The sequence below is a fragment of the Brevibacterium sp. W7.2 genome (assembly GCF_018137945.1).
In the GTDB taxonomy this organism is placed as follows: domain Bacteria; phylum Actinomycetota; class Actinomycetes; order Actinomycetales; family Brevibacteriaceae; genus Brevibacterium; species Brevibacterium sanguinis.
The window spans coordinates 3,666,083-3,689,626 of sequence record NZ_CP073089.1 but is presented as its reverse complement, the minus strand read 5'-3'; the positions used below and the strand labels follow the sequence as shown (position 1 = coordinate 3,689,626).

Annotated in this window: 21 protein-coding genes; 12 read left to right on the top strand and 9 right to left on the bottom strand. The window is 68.1% G+C overall.

All coding sequences use genetic code 11. The features are described 5' to 3' along the window. Positions 1-78: 78 nt before the first annotated feature. The 3 genes from J9315_RS16575 to J9315_RS16565 all read left to right on the top strand — a co-directional run bounded on the left by J9315_RS16575 (position 79) and on the right by J9315_RS16565 (position 5,453). Positions 79-1,377 carry an aromatic ring-hydroxylating dioxygenase subunit alpha gene (locus J9315_RS16575; RefSeq protein ID WP_211978406.1) on the top strand — a complete coding sequence of 433 codons (1,299 nt, stop codon included), beginning with the start codon at positions 79-81 and terminating at the stop codon, positions 1,375-1,377. Further along, positions 1,374-2,771 (top strand): iron-sulfur cluster-binding domain-containing protein, encoded by a 1,398-nt coding sequence (locus J9315_RS16570; RefSeq protein WP_211978405.1) that lies wholly within the window; start codon positions 1,374-1,376, stop codon positions 2,769-2,771. Before J9315_RS16575 ends, J9315_RS16570 begins: the two co-directional genes overlap by 4 nt. Positions 2,772-2,888: 117 nt before the next feature. Beyond that, complete coding sequence (locus tag J9315_RS16565; RefSeq protein ID WP_211978404.1) at positions 2,889-5,453, top strand: FAD-dependent oxidoreductase; 2,565 nt, start codon at positions 2,889-2,891, stop codon at positions 5,451-5,453. A gap of 179 nt (positions 5,454-5,632) precedes the next feature. Here the strand turns inward: J9315_RS16565 and J9315_RS16560 are convergent, their stop codons facing one another. After that, the gene (locus J9315_RS16560; protein ID WP_211978403.1) at positions 5,633-7,081 is read right to left on the bottom strand and encodes an MFS transporter; all 1,449 of its coding nucleotides are present in this window, start codon (positions 7,079-7,081) and stop codon (positions 5,633-5,635) included. Between the two features lie 37 nt (positions 7,082-7,118). Here J9315_RS16560 and soxR point away from each other — a divergent pair, with 37 nt between their 5' ends. Next, positions 7,119-7,604 (top strand): redox-sensitive transcriptional activator SoxR, encoded by a 486-nt coding sequence (soxR, locus tag J9315_RS16555; RefSeq protein WP_211978402.1) that lies wholly within the window; start codon positions 7,119-7,121, stop codon positions 7,602-7,604. Between the two features lie 89 nt (positions 7,605-7,693). Here the strand turns inward: soxR and J9315_RS16550 are convergent, their stop codons facing one another. Then, positions 7,694-8,377 carry a YoaK family protein gene (locus J9315_RS16550; RefSeq protein ID WP_211978401.1) on the bottom strand — a complete coding sequence of 228 codons (684 nt, stop codon included), beginning with the start codon at positions 8,375-8,377 and terminating at the stop codon, positions 7,694-7,696. 411 nt (positions 8,378-8,788) lie between these two features. On the opposite strand from J9315_RS16550, the gene J9315_RS16545 reads away from it, so the two are divergent. After that, positions 8,789-10,612, top strand: a complete 1,824-nt coding sequence (locus J9315_RS16545) for a gamma-glutamyltransferase (RefSeq protein ID WP_211978400.1) — start codon at positions 8,789-8,791, stop codon at positions 10,610-10,612. Beyond that, the gene (locus J9315_RS16540) at positions 10,612-11,319 is read left to right on the top strand and encodes a GntR family transcriptional regulator (protein WP_211978399.1); all 708 of its coding nucleotides are present in this window, start codon (positions 10,612-10,614) and stop codon (positions 11,317-11,319) included. Before J9315_RS16545 ends, J9315_RS16540 begins: the two co-directional genes overlap by 1 nt. A gap of 36 nt (positions 11,320-11,355) precedes the next feature. Here J9315_RS16540 and J9315_RS16535 read toward each other — a convergent pair whose 3' ends face one another. The 3 genes from J9315_RS16535 to J9315_RS16525 are packed head-to-tail and all read right to left on the bottom strand — an operon-like array spanning position 11,356 to position 13,688. Next, complete coding sequence (locus J9315_RS16535; RefSeq protein ID WP_211978398.1) at positions 11,356-11,847, bottom strand: SRPBCC family protein; 492 nt, start codon at positions 11,845-11,847, stop codon at positions 11,356-11,358. Between the two features lie 60 nt (positions 11,848-11,907). Continuing rightward, a complete protein-coding gene (locus J9315_RS16530) occupies positions 11,908-12,273 on the bottom strand; it encodes a metalloregulator ArsR/SmtB family transcription factor (protein ID WP_211978397.1) in 366 nt (121 codons plus the stop codon). Between the two features lie 38 nt (positions 12,274-12,311). Continuing rightward, positions 12,312-13,688 (bottom strand): MFS transporter, encoded by a 1,377-nt coding sequence (locus J9315_RS16525; RefSeq protein WP_211978396.1) that lies wholly within the window; start codon positions 13,686-13,688, stop codon positions 12,312-12,314. 85 nt (positions 13,689-13,773) lie between these two features. On the opposite strand from J9315_RS16525, the gene J9315_RS16520 reads away from it, so the two are divergent. From J9315_RS16520 to J9315_RS16510, 3 genes are all read left to right on the top strand, one after another. Next, positions 13,774-14,322 carry a CGNR zinc finger domain-containing protein gene (locus J9315_RS16520; RefSeq protein ID WP_198500235.1) on the top strand — a complete coding sequence of 183 codons (549 nt, stop codon included), beginning with the start codon at positions 13,774-13,776 and terminating at the stop codon, positions 14,320-14,322. A gap of 272 nt (positions 14,323-14,594) precedes the next feature. After that, positions 14,595-16,031 (top strand): amino acid permease, encoded by a 1,437-nt coding sequence (locus J9315_RS16515; RefSeq protein WP_198500236.1) that lies wholly within the window; start codon positions 14,595-14,597, stop codon positions 16,029-16,031. Next, positions 16,028-16,969: a universal stress protein gene (locus tag J9315_RS16510; RefSeq protein WP_198500237.1), complete on the top strand. Its 942-nt coding sequence runs from the start codon at positions 16,028-16,030 to the stop codon at positions 16,967-16,969. Before J9315_RS16515 ends, J9315_RS16510 begins: the two co-directional genes overlap by 4 nt. A 14-nt stretch (positions 16,970-16,983) precedes the next feature. Here the strand turns inward: J9315_RS16510 and J9315_RS16505 are convergent, their stop codons facing one another. The 4 genes from J9315_RS16505 to J9315_RS16490 form a co-directional block, all read right to left on the bottom strand. After that, positions 16,984-18,765, bottom strand: a complete 1,782-nt coding sequence (locus tag J9315_RS16505; RefSeq protein ID WP_198500238.1) for a hypothetical protein — start codon at positions 18,763-18,765, stop codon at positions 16,984-16,986. Between the two features lie 111 nt (positions 18,766-18,876). Continuing rightward, positions 18,877-19,836, bottom strand: coding sequence for an acetamidase/formamidase family protein (locus J9315_RS16500; protein ID WP_198500239.1), 960 nt, complete (start codon positions 19,834-19,836; stop codon positions 18,877-18,879). 6 nt (positions 19,837-19,842) lie between these two features. After that, the gene (locus J9315_RS16495) at positions 19,843-19,992 is read right to left on the bottom strand and encodes a hypothetical protein (protein WP_198500240.1); all 150 of its coding nucleotides are present in this window, start codon (positions 19,990-19,992) and stop codon (positions 19,843-19,845) included. A gap of 74 nt (positions 19,993-20,066) precedes the next feature. Beyond that, on the bottom strand, positions 20,067-20,348 hold the full coding sequence (locus tag J9315_RS16490) for a hypothetical protein (protein ID WP_137826198.1): 282 nt from the start codon (positions 20,346-20,348) through the stop codon (positions 20,067-20,069). Positions 20,349-20,575: 227 nt separating this feature from the next. Between J9315_RS16490 and J9315_RS16485 the strand changes: the two genes are divergently transcribed. The 3 genes from J9315_RS16485 to J9315_RS16475 all read left to right on the top strand — a co-directional run bounded on the left by J9315_RS16485 (position 20,576) and on the right by J9315_RS16475 (position 23,536). Beyond that, complete coding sequence (locus J9315_RS16485) at positions 20,576-21,856, top strand: CaiB/BaiF CoA-transferase family protein (RefSeq protein WP_198500241.1); 1,281 nt, start codon at positions 20,576-20,578, stop codon at positions 21,854-21,856. Positions 21,857-21,860: 4 nt separating this feature from the next. Beyond that, a complete protein-coding gene (locus tag J9315_RS16480) occupies positions 21,861-22,397 on the top strand; it encodes a dihydrofolate reductase family protein (protein ID WP_198500242.1) in 537 nt (178 codons plus the stop codon). Between the two features lie 218 nt (positions 22,398-22,615). Then, the gene (locus tag J9315_RS16475; protein ID WP_198500243.1) at positions 22,616-23,536 is read left to right on the top strand and encodes a hydroxymethylglutaryl-CoA lyase; all 921 of its coding nucleotides are present in this window, start codon (positions 22,616-22,618) and stop codon (positions 23,534-23,536) included. Positions 23,537-23,544 lie beyond the last annotated feature (8 nt).

Genomic DNA, 23,544 nt, shown 5'->3' with positions numbered 1-23,544 from the left:
AGGCGGCGGGGCTGGGCGATGGGTCGGCCACGCCCGAGGGGCCGCTCGCCTTCATGAGCGCATCAAGGGAGATCGGAATTGACCGCTACCAACCTGGCACCGACGAAGAAGGGATTCCCCGCGGGGATCAGCGAGGAGAGGCTCGATGAGATCCGCCTCCTCCTCGACACCAGGCGCCAGGGCTTCTCACTCGAAGCCCCGTTCTACACCGACGACCACCTCTTCAACCTCGACATGCAGGGCATCTTCGGCCGGCACTGGGTCTTCGCGTGCAGCGTCGCCGAGATCCCCGAGCCCGGTGACTACATCACCGTCGACCTCGGGCCGTACTCGCTCATCGTCCTGCGCACCGACGACGGCGGGGTCAACGCCCTCCACAATGTCTGCCGCCACCGCGGCGCCCGGGTCCTCACCGAGTCCTCGGGCACGACGGGCAACCTCGTGTGCGGTTACCACTCGTGGACGTACTCGCCCGACGGCGAGCTCATCCACGCCTCGGCGCCGGGGGAGATGTCCTTCGACAAGGCCTGCTATGCGCTCAAGCGCGCCCACGCGAAGGTCGTCGCCGGCCTCGTCTTCCTCTGCCTGGCCGAGGAGCCGCCGGAGGACTTCGCCGAGGTGGCCGACCTCTTCGCGCCCTACGTCGGTCCGCACGAGCTCGCGAAGACGAAGGTCGCCTACCAGCAGAACATCGTCGAGGAGGGCAACTGGAAGCTCGTCATGGAGAACAACCGCGAGTGCTACCACTGCGACGGCCACCCCGAGCTCGCGTGCTCGCTCTTCCCGACGTGGGGGCTGAGCGACGAGACCGTGCCCCCGCACCTGAACGAGGTGTGGGAGCGCAACCAGCAGGCCCAGGCCTCGCTCGAGTACCGCTGCCGGCGCTACGGCCTGCCCTACGAGGTCATCGAGGAGCTCGACACCCGGGTCGCCGGCATCCGGATCTCCCGGGAGTCCCTCGACGGGGAGGGCGAGTCGTTCTCCGCCGACGGGCGTCGGCTCGTCAAGAAGCTCCTCGGCGATCTGCCCGACTTCCGGCTCGGGCGGTGCTCGATGCACCTGCAGCCCAACAGCTGGTTCCACCTCCTCGGCGACCATGTCATCACCTTCGCCGCGTTCCCCATCAACGCCCACCAGACGCTCGTGCGCACGACGTGGCTCGTCGCCGATGACGCGGTCGAGGGCGTCGACTACGACCTCGAGACGCTCACCCACACGTGGAAGCAGACGAACCTCCAGGACAAGGCGTTCGTCGAGCTCTGCCAGCAGGGCGCGGCCAGCCCGATGTACGAGCAGGGCCCGTACATGAAGAGCGAGTACCAGGTCGAGGCCTTCATCAACTGGTACGTCGGCCGGATGCGGGAGCACGTGGAATGAGGTCGCTCGCCGACCCGACCATCCCGCTCGCGCAGCGGATCCGCGGCCTCGAGATGCCGTGGAACCGGGTCCTCGGCTCGACCGCGGGCCCGGCCGGTGCCGCCACCGCGCTCGGACCGTGGCATCCGCAGGAGTTCACCGCCGAATGCGTCGAGACGATCCCCGAGGCCGGGGACATGATGACGTTCGTCTTCCGCCGCACCGACGGCGCACCGCTGGCGTTCCGGTCGGGACAGTACGTCAACATCGACTTCCCCATCTACGGCGCCGAGGCGGAGCCGGAGTCCCGCAGCTACTCCCTGTCCTCGGCGCCCACCGAACCGTGGACGTTCTCCGTGACGATCAAACGCGATGACAACGGACTCGTCTCACCGTGGGCGCACGAGTCGATCAGGCCGGGCACGGTGCTCGAGATGCTCGGTCCCGTCGGCGCCTTCCACCTCGCCGACTGGGACCGGCGGGCCCGCTACCTGCTGCTCGCGGCCGGGGCCGGGATCACCCCGCTGATGTCGATGATCCGCACGATCCACTCGCTGCCCGGGCAGGCCGACGTCATCCTCCTCTACCACGGGTCGGAGCCCGACCGCTTCGCCTTCACCGACGAGCTCGACTTCCTCGAGAAGGCCGACTTCCGGATCCAGGTCGTCTACTGCCTCGGCGATCGGGCGCAGTCGGCGTCGGCGGAGGCGTGGACGGGACGGACCGGTCGGCTCTCGGCCGAGCTCCTCGACGAGGTCGTCCCCGACGCCAACGGCCGCCAGGTCTTCGCGTGCGGACCGGAGGGCTACCTCAACACGGCCACGGAGTGCCTGAGCCGGGTCGGCGTCGACGACACCTCGGTCTTCATGGAGTTCTTCTCCGGTGACCGGGCGACCCGCCTCGAATACGCCGAGGAGGTGGCGCTGGCCGGAGAGATCGCCGGGGAGATCGCCTCGTCGACCGAGGAGTACTGGGAGCAGCAGCCTGCGGCGTTCGACCTCTACGAACCCGAGTACGACACCGAGGGCGCAGTCGAGACCGGCGGCGTGCCCCTCGAGGCCGTGCCCGCCGACGTCGAGACCACCCCCGACAGTGCAGATGATGGCGAAACGAGACCCGCGGACCCGGACAGCTTCGCTACCGTGGGAGAAGGCGAACTCACCATGGCCTTCCTCCGCACCGGGGTGAATGTCCGCATCGCCCCGGAGGCCAACATCCTCGAGGCCGCACGGCGGGCCGGGGTGCGGATCGGAGCGAACTGCCAGGAGGGCATGTGCGGTTCGTGCAAGGTCGTCAAGCTCGACGGGGAGGTCGACATGAACCACCAGGGCGGCATCCGAGCCCGCGAGATCGACGCGGGGAAGTTCCTTCCCTGCTGCTCGACGGCGACGACCGATCTCGTCATCGACGCCTAGGCCACCGTGTCCACGGTCCCGGCACCCGCCTCGGCGCGGGACGGGACGGGGCGACCACCTCGGCGAACACATCACCACACCTGTCCATCGCAGCGTCACCACAGCAAGGAGAACCCAGTGTCGAATTCCTCACCGCGGGTCGTCATCATCGGAGCGGGCATCGTCGGGGCGAACCTCGCCGATGAGCTCGCGCAGTTGGGCTGGACGAACACGCTCGTCATCGAACAGGGGCCGCTGTCCATCCCCGGCGGATCGACCTCGCACGCCCCGGGACTCGTGTTCTCGTCGAATCCGTCGAAGTCGATGACGGAGTTCGCGCAGTACACGATCGCGAAGCTGACGTCGCTGACCGGGCCCGACGGACGGGGATCGTTCCTGCCCGTCGGCGGCCTGGAGATCGCGACGACCCCCGAACGGCTCGCCGACCTCGACCGGCGGGCCGGCTGGAACCGCGCGTGGGGCGTCGACGCCGAGGTGGTCGACGCCGACGAGGCGGTGCGGCTCTTCCCGATGCTCAACCGCGACATGGTCTCAGGCGGACTCTTCACCCCCGGCGACGGCCTGGCGCTGGCGGCGCGGGGCACACAGCTCGTCATCGAGCGCGCCCAGGCCGCCGGGGTCGAGTTCCGCGACCGCACGGTCGTCACCGACATCGAGCATGCCGGGGGCAGGGTCGCGGCGGTCATCGCCGGCGACGAGCGGATCCCCGCCGACATCGTCGTCTCGTGTGCGGGGTTCTGGGGACCGAAGATCGGGGCGATGGCCGACACCCCGATCCCGCTGCTGCCGCTGGCCCACCAGTTCGCATGGTCGACTGAGGTCCCGAGCCTCGTCGGGAAGAACGAGCTGCCCAACGGTGCGCAGGCACCGATCCTGCGCTACCAGGACGAGGACCTCTACTACCGGGAGTGGGGCGAGCGGATCGGGATCGGCTCGTATGCGCACCGACCGATGCCCGTCGACCTCGACGAGCTGCCGGCGTACGACCCGGACGAGATCACGTCCGAGCGGATGCCCTCGTCCCTCACCTTCACCCCCGAGGACTTCGAGCGCGAGTGGGAGCTCAGCCGGCAGATCCTTCCGGAGCTGGCGCAGACCGACATCCAGCGCGGGTTCAACGGCATCTTCTCCTTCACCCCCGACGGCGGGTCGCTGGTCGGGGAGTCCCGGAACGTCAACGGCTTCTTCGTCGCCGAGGCGGTGTGGGTCACCCACGGGTGCGGCGTCGCGAAGGCCGTCGCCGAGCTCATCGCCCGCGGGCACTCGTCGACGGACCTGTCCGGGCTCGACCTCAACCGTTTCGAGGACGTCCAGACGACACCGGAGTACGTCAGCGAGACCTCGCAGCAGAACTTCCGCGAGATCTACGACGTCCTCCACCCGCTCCAGCCCCGGGTCTCACCGCGCGACGTGCGGCTCAGCCCGTTCAACGAGCAGCAGAAGAAGCTCGGGGCGGTGTTCCTCGAGGCCGCGGCGTGGGAGCGCCCGCACTGGTACGAGGCGAACGCCGCGCTGCTCGACGAACTGCCCGAGGAGTGGCGGGCCCCGGAGCGGGAGGCGTGGGCCGACCAGTTCCATTCCCCGATCGCCGCCGTCGAGGCGTGGAAGACGCGGACGAACGTCGCGATGTTCGACATGACCCAGCTCAAACGCTTCGAGGTCAAGGGTCCCGGGGCCGGCCGGCTGCTGCACGGGCTGACGACTTCGTCGATGCTGCGCAAGCCCGGGGCGGTGAGCTACACGCTGCTCCTCGACGAGGCCGGCGGCATCACCTCGGACATCACGGTGGCGATCCTCGACGAGGAGACCTACCAGGTGGGGGCCAACAGCAACATCGACCTCGCCTACATCTCCCGGGCCGCGCGGCGGCAGACCGAGGAGGACCCGAGCCAGTGGGTGACGGTGCGGGAGACGACGCCGGGCACGTGCTGCATCGGCCTGTGGGGACCGCTCGCCCGCGACGTCATCGCCGCGGTCAGCGACGACGACCTCTCCGATGAGGGGCTCAAGTACTTCCGGACGAAGCCCATCACGATCGCGGGGATCCCGGTCACGGCGATGCGGCTGTCGTATGTCGGGGAGCTCGGCTGGGAGCTCTACACCTCGGCGGATCTCGGGCACCGGCTCTGGGATGTGCTGTGGGAGGCCGGACAGGAGTTCGGGATCATCGCCGCCGGTCGGGAGGCGTTCAACTCGCTGCGGCTGGAGAAGGGCTTCCGCTCCTTCGGCACGGACATGACGAGCGAGCACGAACCCGAGCAGGCCGGTCTCGGCTTCGCCGTCAAAGCGTCGAAGACCGATGACTTCGTCGGGAAGTCGGCGCTCGCGGCCCGTGCCGCGGCGGCGGAGAAGAAGCTCACCTGCCTCACCCTCGACGAGCCGAGCGACATCGTGCTCGGCAAGGAACCCGTCTACGTCGGGCGGTCGGACGGCGACGGTGGTGCGGCGGGTGGCGGTGCTGCGTCGGGGTCGGGTGCGGCCTCGGGCTCAAGTGCGGCCGACGGGTACGTCACCTCGGCGGCGTACGGGTACACGATCGGGAAGGCGATCGCCTACGCGTGGCTGCCGAACACCCTGTCCGTCGGTGATCCCGTCGAGATCGAGTACTTCGGGCGCCGGGTGCCGGCCACCGTCACCGCCGAACCCCTCTACGACCCGGAGATGACGCGCCTGCGCGGGTAGTGCGCGAACCGGCGCGCTCCGCCTGTGAGCGCTCGTTCCACACTTCGCGTGAAAATCGCGTCCTCGGAGGGCCGTTTTTCACGCGAAGTGTGGAACCAGGGTGCGGGGGCTCCGCGCGGCGGTGTTCTGCGCGCGAAGTGCTGAACGACGGCGCCGAGGTGGTGGAGCGGGACGGGCCGTCACCTCGACGAGCGGGTGCGGAAGGTGAGCACGGCGATGACGGCGCCGACGGCACCGAGGGCGGCAAGACCGGCGCCCATCGTCGTCGACCCGCCCGCACCGGGACCGCCGACAGCGACCAGCACGCCGACGAGGGCCGAAGCGATCGCGTTGGCGATGAGCTCCGCGGTGCCGAGGCCCGCGGCCGCCTTCGAGCCCTCGACGGGGTCGTCGCTGCTGCTCATCGCGGCGACGTTGAGGTGGGGGAAGGCGAGGCCGATGCCGGCTCCGGCGACGACGAGACCCGCCGCCCAGACCCACGCGATCCAGGTGCCGGTGACGTGCTGCGTGACCGCGAAGACGGTGAGACCGGCGGTCACGAGGATCGGCCCGAGCACCATGAAACGGCGGGCGAGGCGGGGGCTGTCGACGCTCGCGCTGACGATCTGGACGAAGCTCCAGCCCACGGAGATGGCCACGCCGAAGACGGCGGCGACGAACGGGGACATCCCGATGAGCTCTTGGCCGAACTTCGGCAGGAAGATCTCGATCATCGCCGCGGAGGAGAGGATGCCGAGGACGAGATAGATCCACTTGAGCGGGTTCCCGCGGCGGTAGGCGAGGTGGGGGAGCACCGACGACGGCGAGCGGCGGTCGATGAGGACGAAGCCGACGACGAGGCCGACGCCGAGGACGAGGGCGACAGAGGTCGGCAGGCCGACGGGGACGACCGCCGCCGCGCTGAAAGCCGAGGCCGCGAGGACGAGCACGGTGAGGGAGGCGTACGGCAGCGGTCCGAAGTCGGGGTGATCTGCGGAGCGGCCGGGCAGGCTGCGCAGGGCCATGACTCCGAGGACGAGCGACATGATCGTCAGCAGCCAGAACGCTCCTCGCCAGAAGTCGAACTGGGCGAACAGTCCGCCGACGGCCGGGCCGACGAGGGTGCCGAAGCCCCACATCGCCGAGACGAGCCCGGTCGCGCGGGTCCACAGCCTGCGGGGGAGGGCGTCACGGATGACCGCGTAGCCGAGACCGGCGAGCAGACCGCCGCCGGCGCCCTGGATGATGCGGGCCCCGACGAGCAGCTCCATCGTCGGTGCGAGGGCCGCGCCGAGCGAACCGACGGAGAAGAGCATGAACGCGAAGAGGTACGCGCGGGCGGCACCCCAGGCTCCCAGTGTGCGGGCGACGAGCATCGAGGTGAGCACGGACGCGACGAGGAAGGCCGTCGTCACCCAGGCGAAGTAGCGTTCGCCGCCGATGTCGGCGATCGCGGAGGGCAGGAGGGCGGCGGTGACGAAGGTGTTCATCGCGTAGACGGCGACACCGCCGGCGAGTACGAGGGAGGCGGTGAGATGGTCAGGGCCGAAGAGTTCGCGCCAGCTGCCGGTCTCGCTCGGCACGCTAGTCGCCGGATCGGGAGTCATCGTCGGGTCGGAGGCGGTTGAGGGCCTGTCGTCGTCTCTCATATCGGCTACGCTAAAACCTCAACCAAAGTTGAGGTCAATGATGGATGTGAAGAATTCTCACGACGTGAAGCCCTCGCCCACCGATCTGCTCTCGGTCGGTGAGGTCGCGAGGCGCGCGGGCGTTGCCGTCTCGGCACTCCACTTCTACGAGCGTCAGGGGCTCATCTCCGCGACGCGGACGTCCGGCGGTCAGCGGCGCTATGCGAGGCACGTCATCCGCAGGGTCTCGGTGATCCAAGTGGCCAAGCGGATGGGCATCCCTCTCGTCGAGGTCGCCGAGGTGTTCTCCGACCTGCCGTCGGACCGGATGCCCGGCAAGGCGGACTGGCGACGGATCAGCGAGCGCTGGCGCGGCAGGCTCGAGGCCAGGCGCAGGGAGATCGAGCGGATGGAGAGCGAACTCGTCGAGTGCATCGGGTGCGGATGCGTGTCGCTGAAGAGCTGTCGCGTGCTCAACCCCGATGACGAACTCGGGACGAGCGGCTCGGGCCCCCGGCTGCTGCCGGAGATCCCGGCGGAGTGAACGGGAGACGGCTCACGCGACTGACACGGTGACGGCTGCGGCCCGGCCCGCCTTTCACTATTGCGACCGACGAACCCGGCCTGCGCGGATCAGGCGGCGACCGCCTCGGCGAGGGTGCGGCGATGCATCGCACGGTGGCCGATGACCGCGGCGACGGCGATGATGACGGCGACGAGGGCGATGCCGATCCACTGGTTGATGAGCAGGGAGGCGGCCCCGGCGAGGGCGCCGATGAGGATGAGCGCGACGGCGAGGCCACGGCGGATCCAGTTCGTGCTGTCGCCGCCGGCGAGCCGAGAGTCTGCGGCGAGACCGACGATCGTCGAGGTGACGACGACGGTCGTGACGTCGGCGATCTTCATCCGCCGTGCCGCGGCGGCCTGCGCGCCCATGAGCGTGGAGAGCGCCGAGGTGAAGATCGTGCCGGCGGCCCCGAGAGCCGGATCGGGAACAACGGCGACGTAGACGGACAGCGCCGCGCAGCCGAGCGCGACGAGCGTGAAGATCAGCGTCGTCCGGTGGTGCCAGGCCTCGCCGCGACGGCCGAGGATCCGTCCGCCGAGTGCCGCGCCGACCATGAAGAAGGCGAGCGCGAGCGCCGGGCGGAGGACGGGCAGGTCGTCGGCGCCGGTGAGCGCCATGCCGAGGATGACGACGTTGCCGGTCATGTTCGCGGTGAAGATCTTGTCGAATCCGAGATAGCCGATCGCGTCGACCATCCCTGTCGAGAAGGTGAGGACGAGGAGCATCGCGAGGTCGAGGCGGCGATTCATTGCGCCCCTTTCGTCGGGAGGGGTCCACGCGCAGGGGCGGGTCCGCCTGCCGGGAGGGGTCCACGCGCGTGCTCTCGCACGCGCGTGGGGGTGAGGGTGAGTCGTACGTGTTGTCGTCTCATTGCTGAGCCGGCACTTGTTCGGCCAGGTCATGGCCGGCCGAGCACGCGGCTCTTTCGACTGGCGCGGTGCCTGCGAGTTGCGCAGTGCCGGGCACAGACGCGGGCCGGCTGGGAACCGGCCCGAAACGGGTCTCCCACGGTGCGGGAGACCCATTGGGTTTGTATACAAAAAGCATAACCGTCGATAGATTGTATGCAAACGGAAGGCCGGAAACGATCTCCCGATTGCCTACGATGGCCTCAAGGCCGAATTCCCGACGCGCCACCGGTTCCACGGAGGAACACCGATATGACCTTTACCGCGCCCGCCGCGTTCACGACCCGCCCGACGCTCGAAGGCCACTTCGGAATGTCGGCATCGACGCATTGGCTCGCGACCGCCTCGGCGCAGGCCGTCCTCGAACGCGGCGGCAACGCCTTCGACGCTGCGGTGGCCGGAGCCTTCGTCCTCCACGTCGTCGAACCCCACCTCAACGGACCCGGCGGTGACATGACGGGGGTGTTCGCCACGGCCGATGACCCGTCCTCCCCACAGATCCTCATGGGCCAGGGCCCGGCTCCGGTGGCTGCGACCATCGAGCACTACCGCGGTGAGGGGCTCGACATGGTCCCCGGAGCGGGTGCCCTCGCCGCTGCCGTGCCCGGCTCCGTCGACGCATGGCTCGCCCTCCTCGAGGACCACGGCACCTGGGAGCTCGCCGAGGTGCTCGCCTACGCGATCGACTACGCCGAGAACGGGCACCCCGTCCTCGCGCGGGTCGCCGGAACCATCGAACGGGTGCAGGAGCTCTTCACCGACCATTGGCCGACCTCGGCGCAGCTGTGGATGCCCGAGGGCCGGATTCCCGAACCCGGAGAGATCATCGTCAACCCGGCCTACGCCGAGGTGCTCCGACGGCTGATCGCCGCCGGTGACAGTGCTGCCCCCGGTGAAGGCGCGGAGGCCCGGGCCGCGCGGGTCCGTGCCGCCCGGACGGAGTGGAAGACCGGATTCGTCGCCGAGGCGATCGCCGAGTTCGTGCGGACCCCGCACCGCCATTCGACCGGCGGTGACCACGCCGGAGTCCTCACAGTCGCTGACATGGCCGGTTTCGACGCAGGATACGAGACGCCGGTGACGATCGACTTCCGGGGATATGAGATCGCGAAGATCGGACCGTGGGGACAGGGACCGGCACTGCTCCAGGCGCTGACGATCCTCGACGGATTCGACGACGACCGCCTCGACCCATCGACGGAGATCGGCGCCCACACGATCCTCGAAGCCCTCAAACTCGCAATGGCCGACCGCGACGCCTACTACGGAGACGCCGCTGTCGACCTCGACTGGCTGCTCAGTGACGAGTATGCCGCGAGCCGCCGCGACCTCGTCGCCGACACCGCCTCGGCGGAGTTCCGACCAGGGCCGAACCGGGCCGGCGAGGCTCCGACGTTCACCCCGCCGCTCGTCCCCGAAGGCGCGGACCGGGAGGAGCTCAGCAGAGCGGGAATCGGTGAGCCGACCGTCCAGAAGAACGGAGTCAACAACGGCGACACCTGCCACATCGACGTCGTCGACCGCTGGGGCAACATCATCTCCGCCACGCCGTCGGGAGGGTGGCTGCAGTCGTCGCCGGTCGTGCCCGAACTCGGCTTCTGCCTCGGCACGCGCCTGCAGATGACGTGGCTCGACGCGGACTCGCCGTCGGCGCTGACGCCGGGCAAGCGCCCGCGGACGACCCTGACGCCGACGCTCATCTCGCAGAACGGGCAGCCGATCATCGCGCTCGGCTCCCCGGGCGGCGACCAGCAGGAGCAGTGGCAGCTGCTGATGATCCTCCGCATGCTCGTCGGCGGATACGCGCCCCAAGAGGCGATCGACGCTCCGGCTCTGCACACGACGGCGCTGGCCGGCTCGTTCTGGCCCCGCACCTGGGTGCCGGCGGGCGCCGTCGTCGAGGACCGCCTCGGCGAGGACGTCATCGCAGGACTCATCGAGCGCGGACACGCGGTGACACGGGCCGGCGACTGGGAGCTCGGCCGGCTGTCATGTGTGACCCGCGAACCGACGACGGGCACGCTCGCGGCGGCGGCGAATCCGCGCGGTGCCCAAGGCTACGCGGCGGGGCGATGATGAGCGGCTCGAGTGCCGCCGCCGTCGGTGCGCTGCTGCGTCACGACATCATCGCCGGTGTGCTCCCACCCGGCACGAAGCTGCGGGAGGCGGCGCTCGCCACCCACTACGCGGTGTCTCGCATCCCCATCCGCGAGGCGCTGCGGGCGCTCGAATCCGAAGGGCTCGTCGAATCCCGGCCGTACGTCGGCAGCGTGGTCGCCCCTTCACCGGTCGACGACGCCGAGGACCTCTTCGAGATCCGCAACGTCCTCGAATCCGCGACAGCACGGAAGGCGGCGAAGCGGGCGGCAGCGCAGAGCAGCGGCGGGGCGACCGATGCGCAGTGGCTTCGGGTGCGCAAGGAGATCACGGTGATCCTCGACGACGGTGATGCCGTGATCGCGCAGCAGCGTTTCGACGCGCTCGCCGAACTCAACATGCGCTTCCATTTCGCCATCGCCGAACTCAGTGGAAGCCTGTCACTGACCAGCCTGCTGCGACAGATCTCGGGCAAGATCGAATGGCTGTATTCGCTCAACGTCACCACCCGCGGGTCGCAGGCGTGGTCGGAGCATCGGGGGATCCTCGCCGCCGTCGACGCCGGTCAGGAGGCAACCGCCGCTGACCTCATGTCCATCCACGTCTGCCGGAGCCGTGATGCGTACTTCGCGATGGTGGCCGAGGCCGCCGACCGCTCCCGGGAGAGCCCTGCCGCCGGCAGCTGACTCTCCCGGGAGCGGTCCCGGGCATGCCTCCTCTGCTCACCCCGCCTCGGCGAGCAGGGCGTCGAGCTTGTCATAACCCTCGACGATTCCGGTCTCCATACCGGAGGCGACCATGCCGTCGCGGGACTCGACGGAGTCGAAGATCGCCGTCGAGCTCAGCCGGGTGCGTCCGTCGCCGAGGTCGGTGAGCGTGAGGATCTCGAGGCTCACGGCGTCGGGGAAGCCCTCGTACGTGAAGGTCTGGACGATGCGCTCGTTCTCGCGCACATCGTGGAACGATCCGAAGAATCCGTACTCGCCGTTGTCGTCGGTGGAGACGTAGCTCCAGTTCCCGCCGGTCGTCGGATCCCATGCGCGGATCGTGTTCGTGGTCTCGGCGGGGCCGTTCCACTGCATGAACAGCTCCGGGTCGACGTGCGCCCGGAACACCTTCTCCGGCGGTGCCTGGAAATCGCGGGTGATCGAGACGGTCTGGACGCCCTCGGGCGCCTCGATCCTCGTCGTGCTGAAATCGGTGTCGGTGGTCATGTCATGCTCCTTTGCATCAGTGTCGGTCGGTCGTTTCCTGTGGTGTGGTCGTACTGGAGATCAGCTCGCCGAGGCGGTCCCCGGGTTCGCGTCCTCCCCGTCCTCGTCCGCGGTCATCGCGTCGAGCACCGCGTCGAGGCGCTGGTAGCGCTCCTCGGCTTGGCGCTGGTATCGCTCGATCCATTTCGTCATGAGATCGAAGACGTTGTCCTCGAGGTGGACCGGTCGACGCTGGGCATCGCGGGAGCGCGTGACGAGTCCCGAGTCCTCGAGCACCTTGAGATGCTTCGACACCGCCTGGACGCTCACGTCGTAGGGTTCGGCGAGTTCGCTCACCGTGGCATCGGCCACGCTGAGCCGGGCGACGATGTCCCTGCGAGTGGGGTCCGACAGTGCCGCGAACACCTTCGACAGCTGGTCGGTCACCGCACCTCCTCCGGCTGCAGTCGACGGTGAACAGTTTCTCAACCATTCGGTTGATTGCAACGGTAGGACTGCGCCGGCCTGTTGTCAACCATTTGGTTGAATAAAGGGTTAGCCTTCGTGCGCTGAGGTTCGGAGGCAGCGATGTTGATCCGGGTCGCTGTCTTCGGCAGGCGCGCGGCGAACCACAGCGACACGACTATGGCGAAACCGCTGGCGATCCAGAGCACTGGCTGCACGCCCAGGGACGTGACGCCGATCGCGGCCAATCCGGCTCCCAGCGGCAGAGCGCCCCAGCTGATGACCCGCGACGCCGAGTAGACGCGACCGAGCAGGTTCAGCGGTGTCGTCCGCTGGCGAACGACGGAGACGATGATCCGCCAGACTGTCGACCCGGCGCCCGCGATGATGATTCCGGCGGCGATGACCGGAACGGGGGCGCCGAGCGCAGCCGGGAGGACGAGGCCCGCAGTGCCCACGGTGTCAACGAAGAGGAGGGCGGCAGGAGGCAGCAGTCGTTCAAGCCGCGAGGTCAGCATCGAAGCGACGATGCCGCCACCGGCCATGCTCGCGAGGAGCAGGCCGTACGCTGCCGGCGAGAGGCCGAGGGGGCCGGGTGACACGGCGAAGAGAACGAAGACCGATGTCCAGGCGCCCCACACCACACTCATGGCGGCCGTCAGCACGGTGAGTTCGCGCTGAAGCCGATGGTTCCAGAGGAAGCGCATTCCGCCGAGGACTCCGCGCGGAGGTGTGGTGCTGCCGGCTGATTGCTGTCCGTGATCCTTTCCTGCGTCATCGGCGGTGGAGGCGGCCGGAAGTCGGGAGGGATGATTCGATGCCAGGCGATTGTCGCTGCTGAGCGTGATCGCCAATCCCACCGCGGCTATCGCCGCCAGCGCGTAGAGACCCGACCCGACTGCGGTGGCCGCAAGGCCCGACAGTCCGATGAGGAGCCCGGCGAGCGGGGGTCCTGCGAGCTGGTTGGCGACATTGATCGTCGCCTCGAGCCTGCTGTTGGCCGCGGTGAGCTGCCCCTTATCGACTGTTCGGGGGACGGTGGAGATCAGGGCTGTGTCGACGAGTGTCTCTGCGACGCCGTAGACGAACGCGGCTCCGACTGTGAAGGCGAAGGTCGCGAAGTCGGTGGTGAGCGAGACGGCAAGAGCGGCCAATGCAAGGACTCGTGCGACGTTGACGGTGACGAGCAGCGTTGCCGGAGAGGCTCTGTCGACCAGCCATCCAGCGTGGAGTCCGAAGAGGGGCCAGGCGATCGTCGCTGACACGGTGACCAGTGCGACCTGCCCCGGCGGGGCACCTGCGGCCACGGCGATGAGCGGCAGTGCGGTAACGGTGATTCCGTCACCGAGGTTGGCGGCACCCGAGCCTGCCCAGAGCCATCGAAATGATGCGCGCATTCTAACCACCTAAATCTCGTTTGAAGGTCAAGTCTTCTCCGAACGTCCTAACCAGTCAAGAGTCTGTGAGTGGTAAAGTTGGCGCATGGACTTCGAGCATGTCGGAAACGCCCACTGCTTCGAGCTGGTGAACTCGGTGCCGAACCGCCAGGACGGTGGAGACCGGGACTGGCTGTGCGACGTGGATACCGCCGAGGCATGGGCGCAGACGCTCGGACTGGGGCCGGTGCAGCGATTGACCCGAGACGAGCTGGCCAGCCTGCGGTCGTTGCGCGAGAAGATCCATGCCGTCTTCACGGCGGTCGTGAGCGACGTCGATATCCCTGTGGCTGAACTCAACGCGGTGACCGAGGCTCACGCGGCGGGGCTATCGCGGTACGGCTATGCGCCGACATCCACCGGAATCGCTCGAGCCTGGCCTGATGTCTGGGATGCAGAATCTCTCACCGCGCTTTTCGCTGAATCCGCCATCGAGGAGCTCAACGGTCCTCGGCTCGACCGAGTCAAATCGTGTCCGAACTGCCAGTGGCTCTTCGTCGACACCTCGCGGAACCGAAGTCGACGGTGGTGTTCGATGCGCACGTGCGGGGGGCGCGACAAAGCCCTGCGGCACTACCGGAAGACATCGGGCTGAGCTCGGCCATCATGCGGCGGCGCAGTCGGCTGCGGGACGACGCGCTGGTCGACGATCCGCACCTGCGGTGGCGTCCGCTGACGGATCGTGAACCGGCGCTCAACTGAGCCGACCCGCGGGGACATCGCATCAATTCGCCTCCAGCGCCCGCCGAGCGGGCCGCGGTCGGCTAAGGTCTGCAGAACAGAAGTGACTTGCGCGGCCTGCTGTGACCGATCGGCGGTTCGGCGTCGCGCCCTGCAACAACGACGACGACGTCGGGAAGGACAGTCATGAGCTCTCTGCGACAACAGCTCTTCCGAGTGAAACCGGTGCCGCGCGACAGTGAGGAGGCCGGCAGCGACCTCAAGCGCACGATCGGACTCTTCTCCCTGACGATGATCGGCGTCGGATCGACGATCGGCACGGGCATCTTCTTCATCCTCTCCGAATCGGTGCCCGTCGCCGGTCCCGCCGTCATCTGGTCGTTCGTCATCGCCGGCGTCGTCGCCGGTCTCGCGGTGATCTGCTACGCCGAACTCGCCGGCAGCGTGCCCGTCTCCGGATCGTCGTACTCCTACGCCTACGCCACCCTCGGTGAGCTCCCCGCGATGGGCGTGGCTGCGTGTCTCCTCCTCGAATACGGCGTCGCCGGTGCCGCCGTCGCCGTCGGCTGGTCGCAGTACGTCAATCAGCTGCTCTTCAACCTCTTCGGCTTCCAGATCCCCGATGCGCTCGCCTACGCCCCCGAGGAAGGCGGCATCGTCAACCTTCCCGCGATCCTCCTGCTTGCGATGTGCTGCTTCCTCCTCGTCCGCGGCACCGGCGAATCGGTCGTCGTCAACACGATCATGGTGTGCATCAAGGTCGCCGTTCTCGTCTTCTTCATCGTCGTCGGCCTCACCGGCTGGAACTCCGACAACTTCGCGAACTTCGCCCCCTTCGGCCTCTCCGGAGTCGTCTCCGGTGCCGGCATCATCTTCTTCAGCTACGTCGGCATGGACGCCGTCGCCACGGCCGGCGATGAGACGAAGAACCCGAAGAAGACGATGCCCAAGGCGCTGATCTCCGCGCTGCTCATCATCACCACCGTCTACGTCCTCGTCGCCGTCGCCGCCCTCGGCGCACAGCCGTGGGAGGAGTTCGAGGGGCAGGACGCGGGGCTCTCGGCGATCCTCGAGAACATCGTCGGCTCGACGTGGCCGGGCACCGTCGTCGCCGCGGGTGCTGTCATCTCGATCTTCAGCGTCACCCTCGTCTCGATCTACGGTCAGAGCCGCATCCTCTTCACGATGTCGCGCGACGGGATGATGCCCAAGCTCTTCCAGGACGTCAACCCCCGCACGCTCACCCCGGTCAAGGGCACGATCGTCGTCTCCGTCGTCATCGCCATCCTCGCCGGCTTCATCCCGATCAACTTCCTCGCCGAGATGACGAGCATCGGCACCCTCGTCGCCTTCGTCGTCGTCGCGCTCGCCGTCATCATCCTCCGCGTGCGCGAACCGAACCTCGAACGCGGCTTCAAGGTGCCCTTCTACCCGGTCCTGCCGATCCTCTCGATCCTCGGCTGCCTGTGGATCATCAGCAGCCTGCGCCCGATCACGATCGTCGTGTTCGTCGTGTGGACCGCCGTCATCATCGGCCTCTACCTCGTCTTCGGCCGCAAGAGCTCGGTCCTCGGCAAGCAGATGGCCGCGGCCGACCGCGATGCCGCAGGAGGTCAGCGATGAGCATCGTCGTCGGTGTCGCCCCAGGTCAGGACAATACCTCGGCGGTCGAACTCGGAGTCGTCCTCGCCCGTTCGTACAGCAGGTCGCTGACGCTGGTGTCGGTGAGTTCGACGGCATGGCCGCCGAACCGGGACAAGATCGATCAGGAGTTCCAGTCCTACATCCGCACCGTCGCCGAGGCGTCTCTTGAGGAGGTGCGCCCGCTCGTTCCCGACGACATCAGTACCGACTATGTCGTCCACGCCGCCCGCTCCTCCCGGCGCGGTCTGCTCGAGGTCTGCCGTCGCGTGGGAGCGTACCGGCTCGTCGTCGGCTCGGCCGCCGACGGCAGGGACGGGCGGATCACGCTCGGCTCGGTGACCAACGGCCTCCTCCACAGTGCGGAGCTGCCCGTCGTCCTCGCCCCCATGGGATTCCGCGCCGAGGCGGGGGCCAAGCTCAAGCGGATCACGGCGGCCTACAGTGGGTCGACCACCTCGGCGGAGCTCATCCTCGGTGCCGCGTTCGTGTCCCAGGAAACCGGGGTGCCCTTCCGCATCGCGTCGTTCGCTCCGCGTTCGCGCGTGCTGTCGGCGGCGAGCATCGGGCTCAACGCCGAGGCGGGGATCGTCGACGAGTGGACGAAGGTCGTCCGCCGCGACACCGATGAGATCCTCTGCTCGATCGACCAGCTCCACATCAACCCGGGGGAGACGGAGGTCGCGATCGGCACCGGCCCGAACTGGGCGGCCGCGCTCGAGAGCATCGGCTGGGAGCATCCCGAGGTGATGATGCTCGGGTCCTCGGGGCTCGGCACCCTCAAGCGGGTGTCACTCGGCAGCCACGCGATGCGGATCCTGCAGAACTCCCCGGTCCCCGTCGTCGTCGTTCCCCGCCGTGCCAAGGCCGGCTACATGTCCCAGGCGCGCGACCGCACGGACCTCGGCGGGGAGGGGTAGTCCGGTCCGCGGCGTCAGTATTCGGATTGGTACCAGGCGCGGCGTTCGAGGAGCTCGGCGCGGAATGTCGATGTCAGCAGGCGGGGATCGGGGATGTGCACTCGGGAACCGGGGCCTCTTGGGTGTCCGAGTGCCGCAAGAAGGGTGTCAGCCCGCTGGCTCGGCGCCGACTTCGCACCGAGGTGGCTCTGCAGGTCCTTGATGCGCAACGGGGTGCGACCCGCGGTCGATGCGAAAAATGTCTCATTGATTTCCCCTGCGATCCAGAACAGTGCCGCGAGCAGCGCCGGATCGGAGAACCGGCGCCGGAAGACGGTCGGTTCACGGCGGGCCACCTCGGCGAGGATGCGGAAGGCGACGGTGGCGAACTCCGGGTCGCCGAAGAACTCCTGTGCCGTTGTCGTCACCTGAGGCAGAAGAGGGCGGAGCCGATCGACGACATCGTCCGGGATGCCCGTGGCATCGAAATCCTCGGTCGGCAGCGGGTCGATGGTGAGCGAATCGAGGTTGGCTCTGCCCCCGACGGTCTCTTCGAGAAGGGCGAGTTGCCGTGTCGCGAACTGCTCGTCGGCGACGAAGCGCGCCTGCAGTGCGTCGATGAGTTCCGGCGGCAGATCGACACCGTCCGGCAGCTCGGCGAAGGGGAAGCCGATCGTGTCAGGCTCCGCCCGTCCGGTGACGAGGCTGACGTAGTCGGCACGTCCTGCCTCGATAGCGTTCAAGGCATTCTGCGTGAAGCCGGGATCGACGCCGGAGCGTTCGTTGGCGTACTGGACGAGCGCTGTCAAGGTCGTCGGCATCGACAGCATATATGCGTCATCGGCGACGACCTTGCGGGGATAGAGATCATGGAGGATGCGGTCGGTGAAGCTGCCCGACCAGCGCAGAGGATCGTTGTTGCCGTAGTTCGCCTGGAATTCTAGGAGCAAGTCGGCGTGCCTGAGCTCGTCCCCAGTGAGGTCTGCGGCCCACGGCGAGGCGGCGAAGTCGTCGGCGATCTCCTTGATCTCCTCGGGCGTCCACTCTTTGAGGTCGTACCCGATTCCGCCGGTGGGCATGAGTCTGAGCATCCAGGTCAACATCGCGCGGGTGCCAGGCCAGGTTTCGGTTGCCGGTGCTGGAATGATGGTGTCGCTCATGTCGAGGGCCTCGATGATTCGAGCCCGCGCATCGGCAGGGCTGAGCTCGACCCGGTCGACGTCGATCTCTGGGTTGACGGCGATTCCCGACATCACGGTGTCAAAGGACTCGGGCGTGAGGTAGGCGTCCTCGATGAACGGGGCCCCGCTGCGTTCGATGCCGATGGCGAGCGTGCACGACCGGGCCGCCGTGCTGATCTCGACGACGATCGTCTCTTCGATGAGCACGGGCGAGACGATCGCCGCAGCCCTGCGCGGGGTGACCTCGTCGATGCGTCGGACCCATTCGGGCTCCCGGCGATCGGCCGGTGGCAGCTGCCGTCTGATGCGTCGGCGGAACAGTTCGTCGTCGATCATCTCCGCCCATATGCGCACCAGCGACTCGGTTTCCTGACCGGCAGGGTCGAGCATCGACAAGGCGATGTCCTGGAGCCTGCTCAGGTCGCCGACATCGGGAATTGCCCTGTTGATCCGGTTGGCCTCTCGGAAGTCGAGGTCGGTCCCGGTGTCCTCACCATCGCTGCCGACGATCGCTGCGACCAACGTGCTCGCCAGTTGCAGGAGCGGGACCGGATCGGTCGGATCGGCGGTTGCCTCGGCAACGATGCGGATGAGGTCGAAGTCCGCGGGGCCGTGGGGTCCAGGAGGTCGGGCCATGCCCACACGCTACGCGATCGGGGCGGGCAGATGCGAGACTTCGGGGGGACCGGCTCGCGTCCGGGTGACCTGCGAATTGGTGCTCCGGTTCGGCGTGAGGGGACAAGGGAATCAGCCGAGCACCGATCTGGGGAGTCGATGCACGGTGACGGCTCCTTTCGGAGTCATCGGGTGCAGAGGGTCGGGCGCGGTGGATCCGGTCGGACCGCCGAGTTCGGAATCGGCCAACGCGCTCATGACCACGTAGGCATCGGCTGACGACCAGCCATGGTCTCCGACGAGGAAGTCGAACATGTCCTCGTAGCCGCGGGCGATCGATTCCTGCACCGGGTCGCCGAGTCCCACGAAGATCCACTCATCGGTGGTCTCGATCCGTGGCGCGCGCAGATTCGTCATCGTCGACCCTTGGTGGTCTCTGGCGCGCAGGAGATCGATGGAGACGATGGCCGTGCCCTGCGCCTCGATCGCCACGAATGAGGATTCTCCCCGGGCCATGAGCGCATGAATGTCGCCGATGCTCAGCAGGGCGCCGGGAACTTCGACCGGCAGGTAGACCGTCGAGCCCGGCTTGGCATCCGTGAGGTCCATGTTCCCGCCGAATCCGTAGCTGGGCATGATCGTCGAGCCTGTCCCGACCGCCGGTGCGGTTCCAATGCACCCGATCATCGGCTCGACGGGCGCCGTGAGCGAATCCGTGAGCACCACCTCGGCGCCGTTGATCGGTATCCGGTACGCTCTGGTCTCGCCTCCCATCCTGTTCGCAAGGGCGCCCGTCCCCGGCAGGTAGACCGACCACCCGTAGTCACCGAGGTCGATCCGGTGGATGGTCACGGCGAGCGTATCGCCGGGTTCGGCATCCTCGACGAAGACCGGCCCGGTCACCGGGTTGATCGGTGCCGTGACCGCCTCCAGGCTGCCGCGCTCATGGATCTGCGCATAGGCCGCGTCGTCGGTTTCGAATCCGATCGTCTCCGAGGTGCCCGGACGGATGGTCAGAGCAGGCTCGGCCTGGGCGTCGAATGCCGGTTTTCCGAAGGATCTGTCCAGGAGATGGGTTGGTGAGTCGGGCATGGTCACTCAGCCTCCTTGTGAAAGCGATGTTGGGAAGGGTGCTGAGATCCCGGCACCCTTCTTGCGATAGATGAAGAATACGATGGCGCCAAGAATGAGCCATGCCAGGCCGTCGATCAGCACGAAGCCATGCATCAAGGTGCCCTCCGAGATCACCGGGCTATCTCCACACTCAGTGATCCGGGGCCGTGCCGATCGTCGGCACAGCCCCGGATCACGTAAGCGCGACGTCAGTCGGTCTCGGGCTGCTGCGTCCCGCCGAATCCCTCGTCCTCGCTCTCCTCGAGGCGTCGACGGTCCTGCCCGTCGCCGAGGCCGTCGCCCTCGGGTCGGCCCGCCTGCTGTCCGTCGAGGCCGCCGACGCCGCCGCGGTCGCCCTGCGGCTGCCCGCCGGTGTCCTGCTCGCCGAACTCGGACTGGCTGCCCGGACCCGGATGGCCCTGCTGTGACTCCTGCGGATCCTGTCCCTGCTCGGAGTTGAAGCCGCCGTTGCCGAAGTTCTCCGATGTCATGTCCCACTCCTTCTCTGGTGTCGAACCGTCGCACTGTGCGACATGTTCGTCAGTCTTGGCCGTCTCCTCCAATTCGGCAAGGAGGTTTGTGCAATACTCATCGAACTCTGAGTTTGCGGACACGCAGGACTCCGCGCCCGCGACCATGACCTGGCACCATGGGAGGTCAAGCGACCATCGTTCGCCCGGCGGCGCCTGTCGCGGCCGCCCGAGAACAGGAGCCACCCATGACTACCAGACGCCTCCCGCTCGACGGTGTGCGAGTCCTCGAACTCGGCAACTACATCGCCGCGCCGACCGCCGGGCGCATGCTCGCCGACTTCGGCGCCGAGGTCATCAAGGTCGAACGTCCCGGCACCGGTGACGAACTGCGCAACTGGCGGCTGGCGGCCGGCACGACGTCGATGCTCTACCGCACGATCAACCGCAACAAGAAGTCCGTCACCCTCGATCTCCGCACCGAGGCAGGGCGGGAGGCCGTGCTCGAACTCGTCCGCCGCAGCGACATCGTCCTCGAGAACTTCCGACCCGGCACCCTGGAGAAGTGGGGGATCGGCCCCGACGTCCTCGAAGAGGTCAACCCCGAACTCATCCTCGTGCGCATCTCCGCATTCGGTCAGACCGGCCCGCTGTCGGCCCGACCCGGCTTCGCCGCCGTCGCCGAGGGATACTCCGGCTTCCGCGAACTCGTCGGCGACCCCGATCGCCCGCCCGTGCGCGTGGGCGTCTCGATCGGCGATTCGATCGCGGGCATGCAGGCGGCCTTCGGCGCCGTGATGATGCTCTTCGACCGTCAGCAGCAGAGGATCCACGGAGCCGCCGAGGCGGTCGTCGGATCCGAGACCGGCTTCGAAGGAGAGGGCCCGCTCGCCGACCGCACGGTCGACGTCGCGCTCAACGAGGCGATGTTCTCCGTCATGGAGTCCCTCGTGCCCGACTACTCCGCCTTCGGCGAGGTGAGGACCCGCACCGGCGGTCGCATGGAGGGCATCGCACCGTCGAACGGCTACCTCTGCGCCGGTGGGAAGTCCGTCGTCATCGCCGGCAACGGCGACGGCATCTTCACCCGCCTCATGGCCGCGATCGACCGCCCCGACCTCGGTGCTGACCCCGACCTGCAGACCAACGCCGGACGGTGGGCCAGACGCGACGAACTCGACGAGGCGATCGGCGCCTGGTGCGCGACCCGCGAGGTCGACGACGTCGTCGCCGTCCTCGACGCCGCCGGGGTGCCCGCGGGGCCGATCTACACGGCCGAGGACCTCGTCGCCGACGACCAGCTGCGCGCCCGCGGAATGATCCAGCACCTCGACGTCTCCACCGGCGAGGAGACGCTGACCGACGTCGCCTTCCCCGGGATCACCCCGGTCATCGGCACCGCCTCGCTGCCGATCGATCACCTCGGCCCCGACCTCGGCGAACACACCGATGAAGTCCTCGCCTGGCTCGGACTGAACCGCCCGGACGACGACGGCGGCGGCACCACCGAACAGACGGACGCGGACTGAGCCCATGGCCGCGCTGCGCTACGCCATCAACGTCACCATCGACGGCTGCGTCGACCACCGCGAGGGTGTCGTCGACGAGGAGCTCCACCGCCATCACGCCGAGAACCTCCTCCGCGCCGACGGTCTCCTCTTCGGCCGGACCACCTACGAGATGATGGAAGCGGCCTGGCAGAACCCCGCACCCGAGATCGCCGACGACCCCTTCGTCCAGGCGATCAACGCCGCGCAGAAGTTCGTCGTCTCCCGCACCCGCACCGAGGTCGGCTGGAACTCGCGGCTCATCACCGGTGACCTGAGGACGGAGATCGAACGCCTCAAGGCCGACTCGACCGACGGCATCGCCGTCGGCGGCGTGACTCTGCCGGCAGCGCTGGCGCAGCTGGGACTCATCGATGAGTACCAGTTCGTCATCCACCCCCGCGTCGCCGGCCACGGACCCTACCTCTTCGCGGGCCTCGAGCCGCGACTCGACCTCGACCTCATCGGACGGTCCGAGCTCGGATCCGGCGCTGTCGTCCTCGACTACCGCCCGAGACGCTGAGCGAGGCCGACCGGCCCAGACGCCGAGCGTCGCAGCCTTTTCCCGAAGAACGGGAACTGCGACGATGAGTTTCCCGTTAGCTCTCACATACCGACCGCTGCGTCTTCCCCGTGTGCGCAGGGCTATGGTAATCCTGACACCAGCACGCGACGAGGCGTGCAGTACCAGGCATTCCGGCCGGCCGTCCCGCTGACCGGGAGCCACCCCGAAGGAGTCTCATGGTTCGGCCGACCGCGGTCCACATCCTCGATACGACGCTGCGCGACGGCCTCCAGATCGAGTCGACCATCGTGCCCACCGACGTCAAGGTCGAACTCGCCGAACGGCTCATCGCCGCAGGCCTCACCCAGCTCGAAGTCGGCTCCTTCGTCAACCCGAAGAAGGTCCCGCAGATGGCCGACACCGACGACGTGCTGCGCCGCCTCCAACCCTATGAGGACCAGGGCGTCGAGCTATTCACCCTCGTCTTCAACCTCAAGGGAGCCCAGCGGGCCGTCGACGCCGGGGCGAAGAACATCAAACTCGTCGTCTCCGCCTCGGAGGGCCATTCGCAGGCGAACTCCGACGCCCCGATCGCGCAGGCCACCGAACGCCTGCTCGCCGCCGCCGACTACGCCACCGAGCACGGACTCCGCTGGGACATCACCACGGCCGTGAGCTTCATCTGCCCCTTCGACGGCATCACCGACTCAGGCCGCCTCGTAGAGGTCCTCCGTCCCTTCGTCGACGCCGGCGCGCACAGCATCGGGGTCGCCGACACCATCGGCAACGCCAACCCCTCGCTCGTGGCCGCGAACACCTCGGCGGTCATGGGGGCCTTCCCCGGCAAGCCGGTCAGCCTCCACCTCCACGACACGTACAACTTCGGTATGGCCAACGTCATCACCGCCCTCGACCTCGGCATCGAGAACTTCGACGCCGCGATGGGCGGCCTCGGCGGATGCCCGTTCGCCCCCGGTGCCGCCGGCAACATCGGCACCGACGACCTCGTCCACCTGCTCCACCGCGAAGGGGTCGCCACCGGCATCGACGTCGACGCGCTCGCCCAGGTCCGCGCGCCGCTGACCGCGGCCGTCGGCCACGACCTCACCTCGAGCCTGTCCCAGATCCCCGCGGTTCCCGCGAGCCTGACGAGCTGATCGGGGCC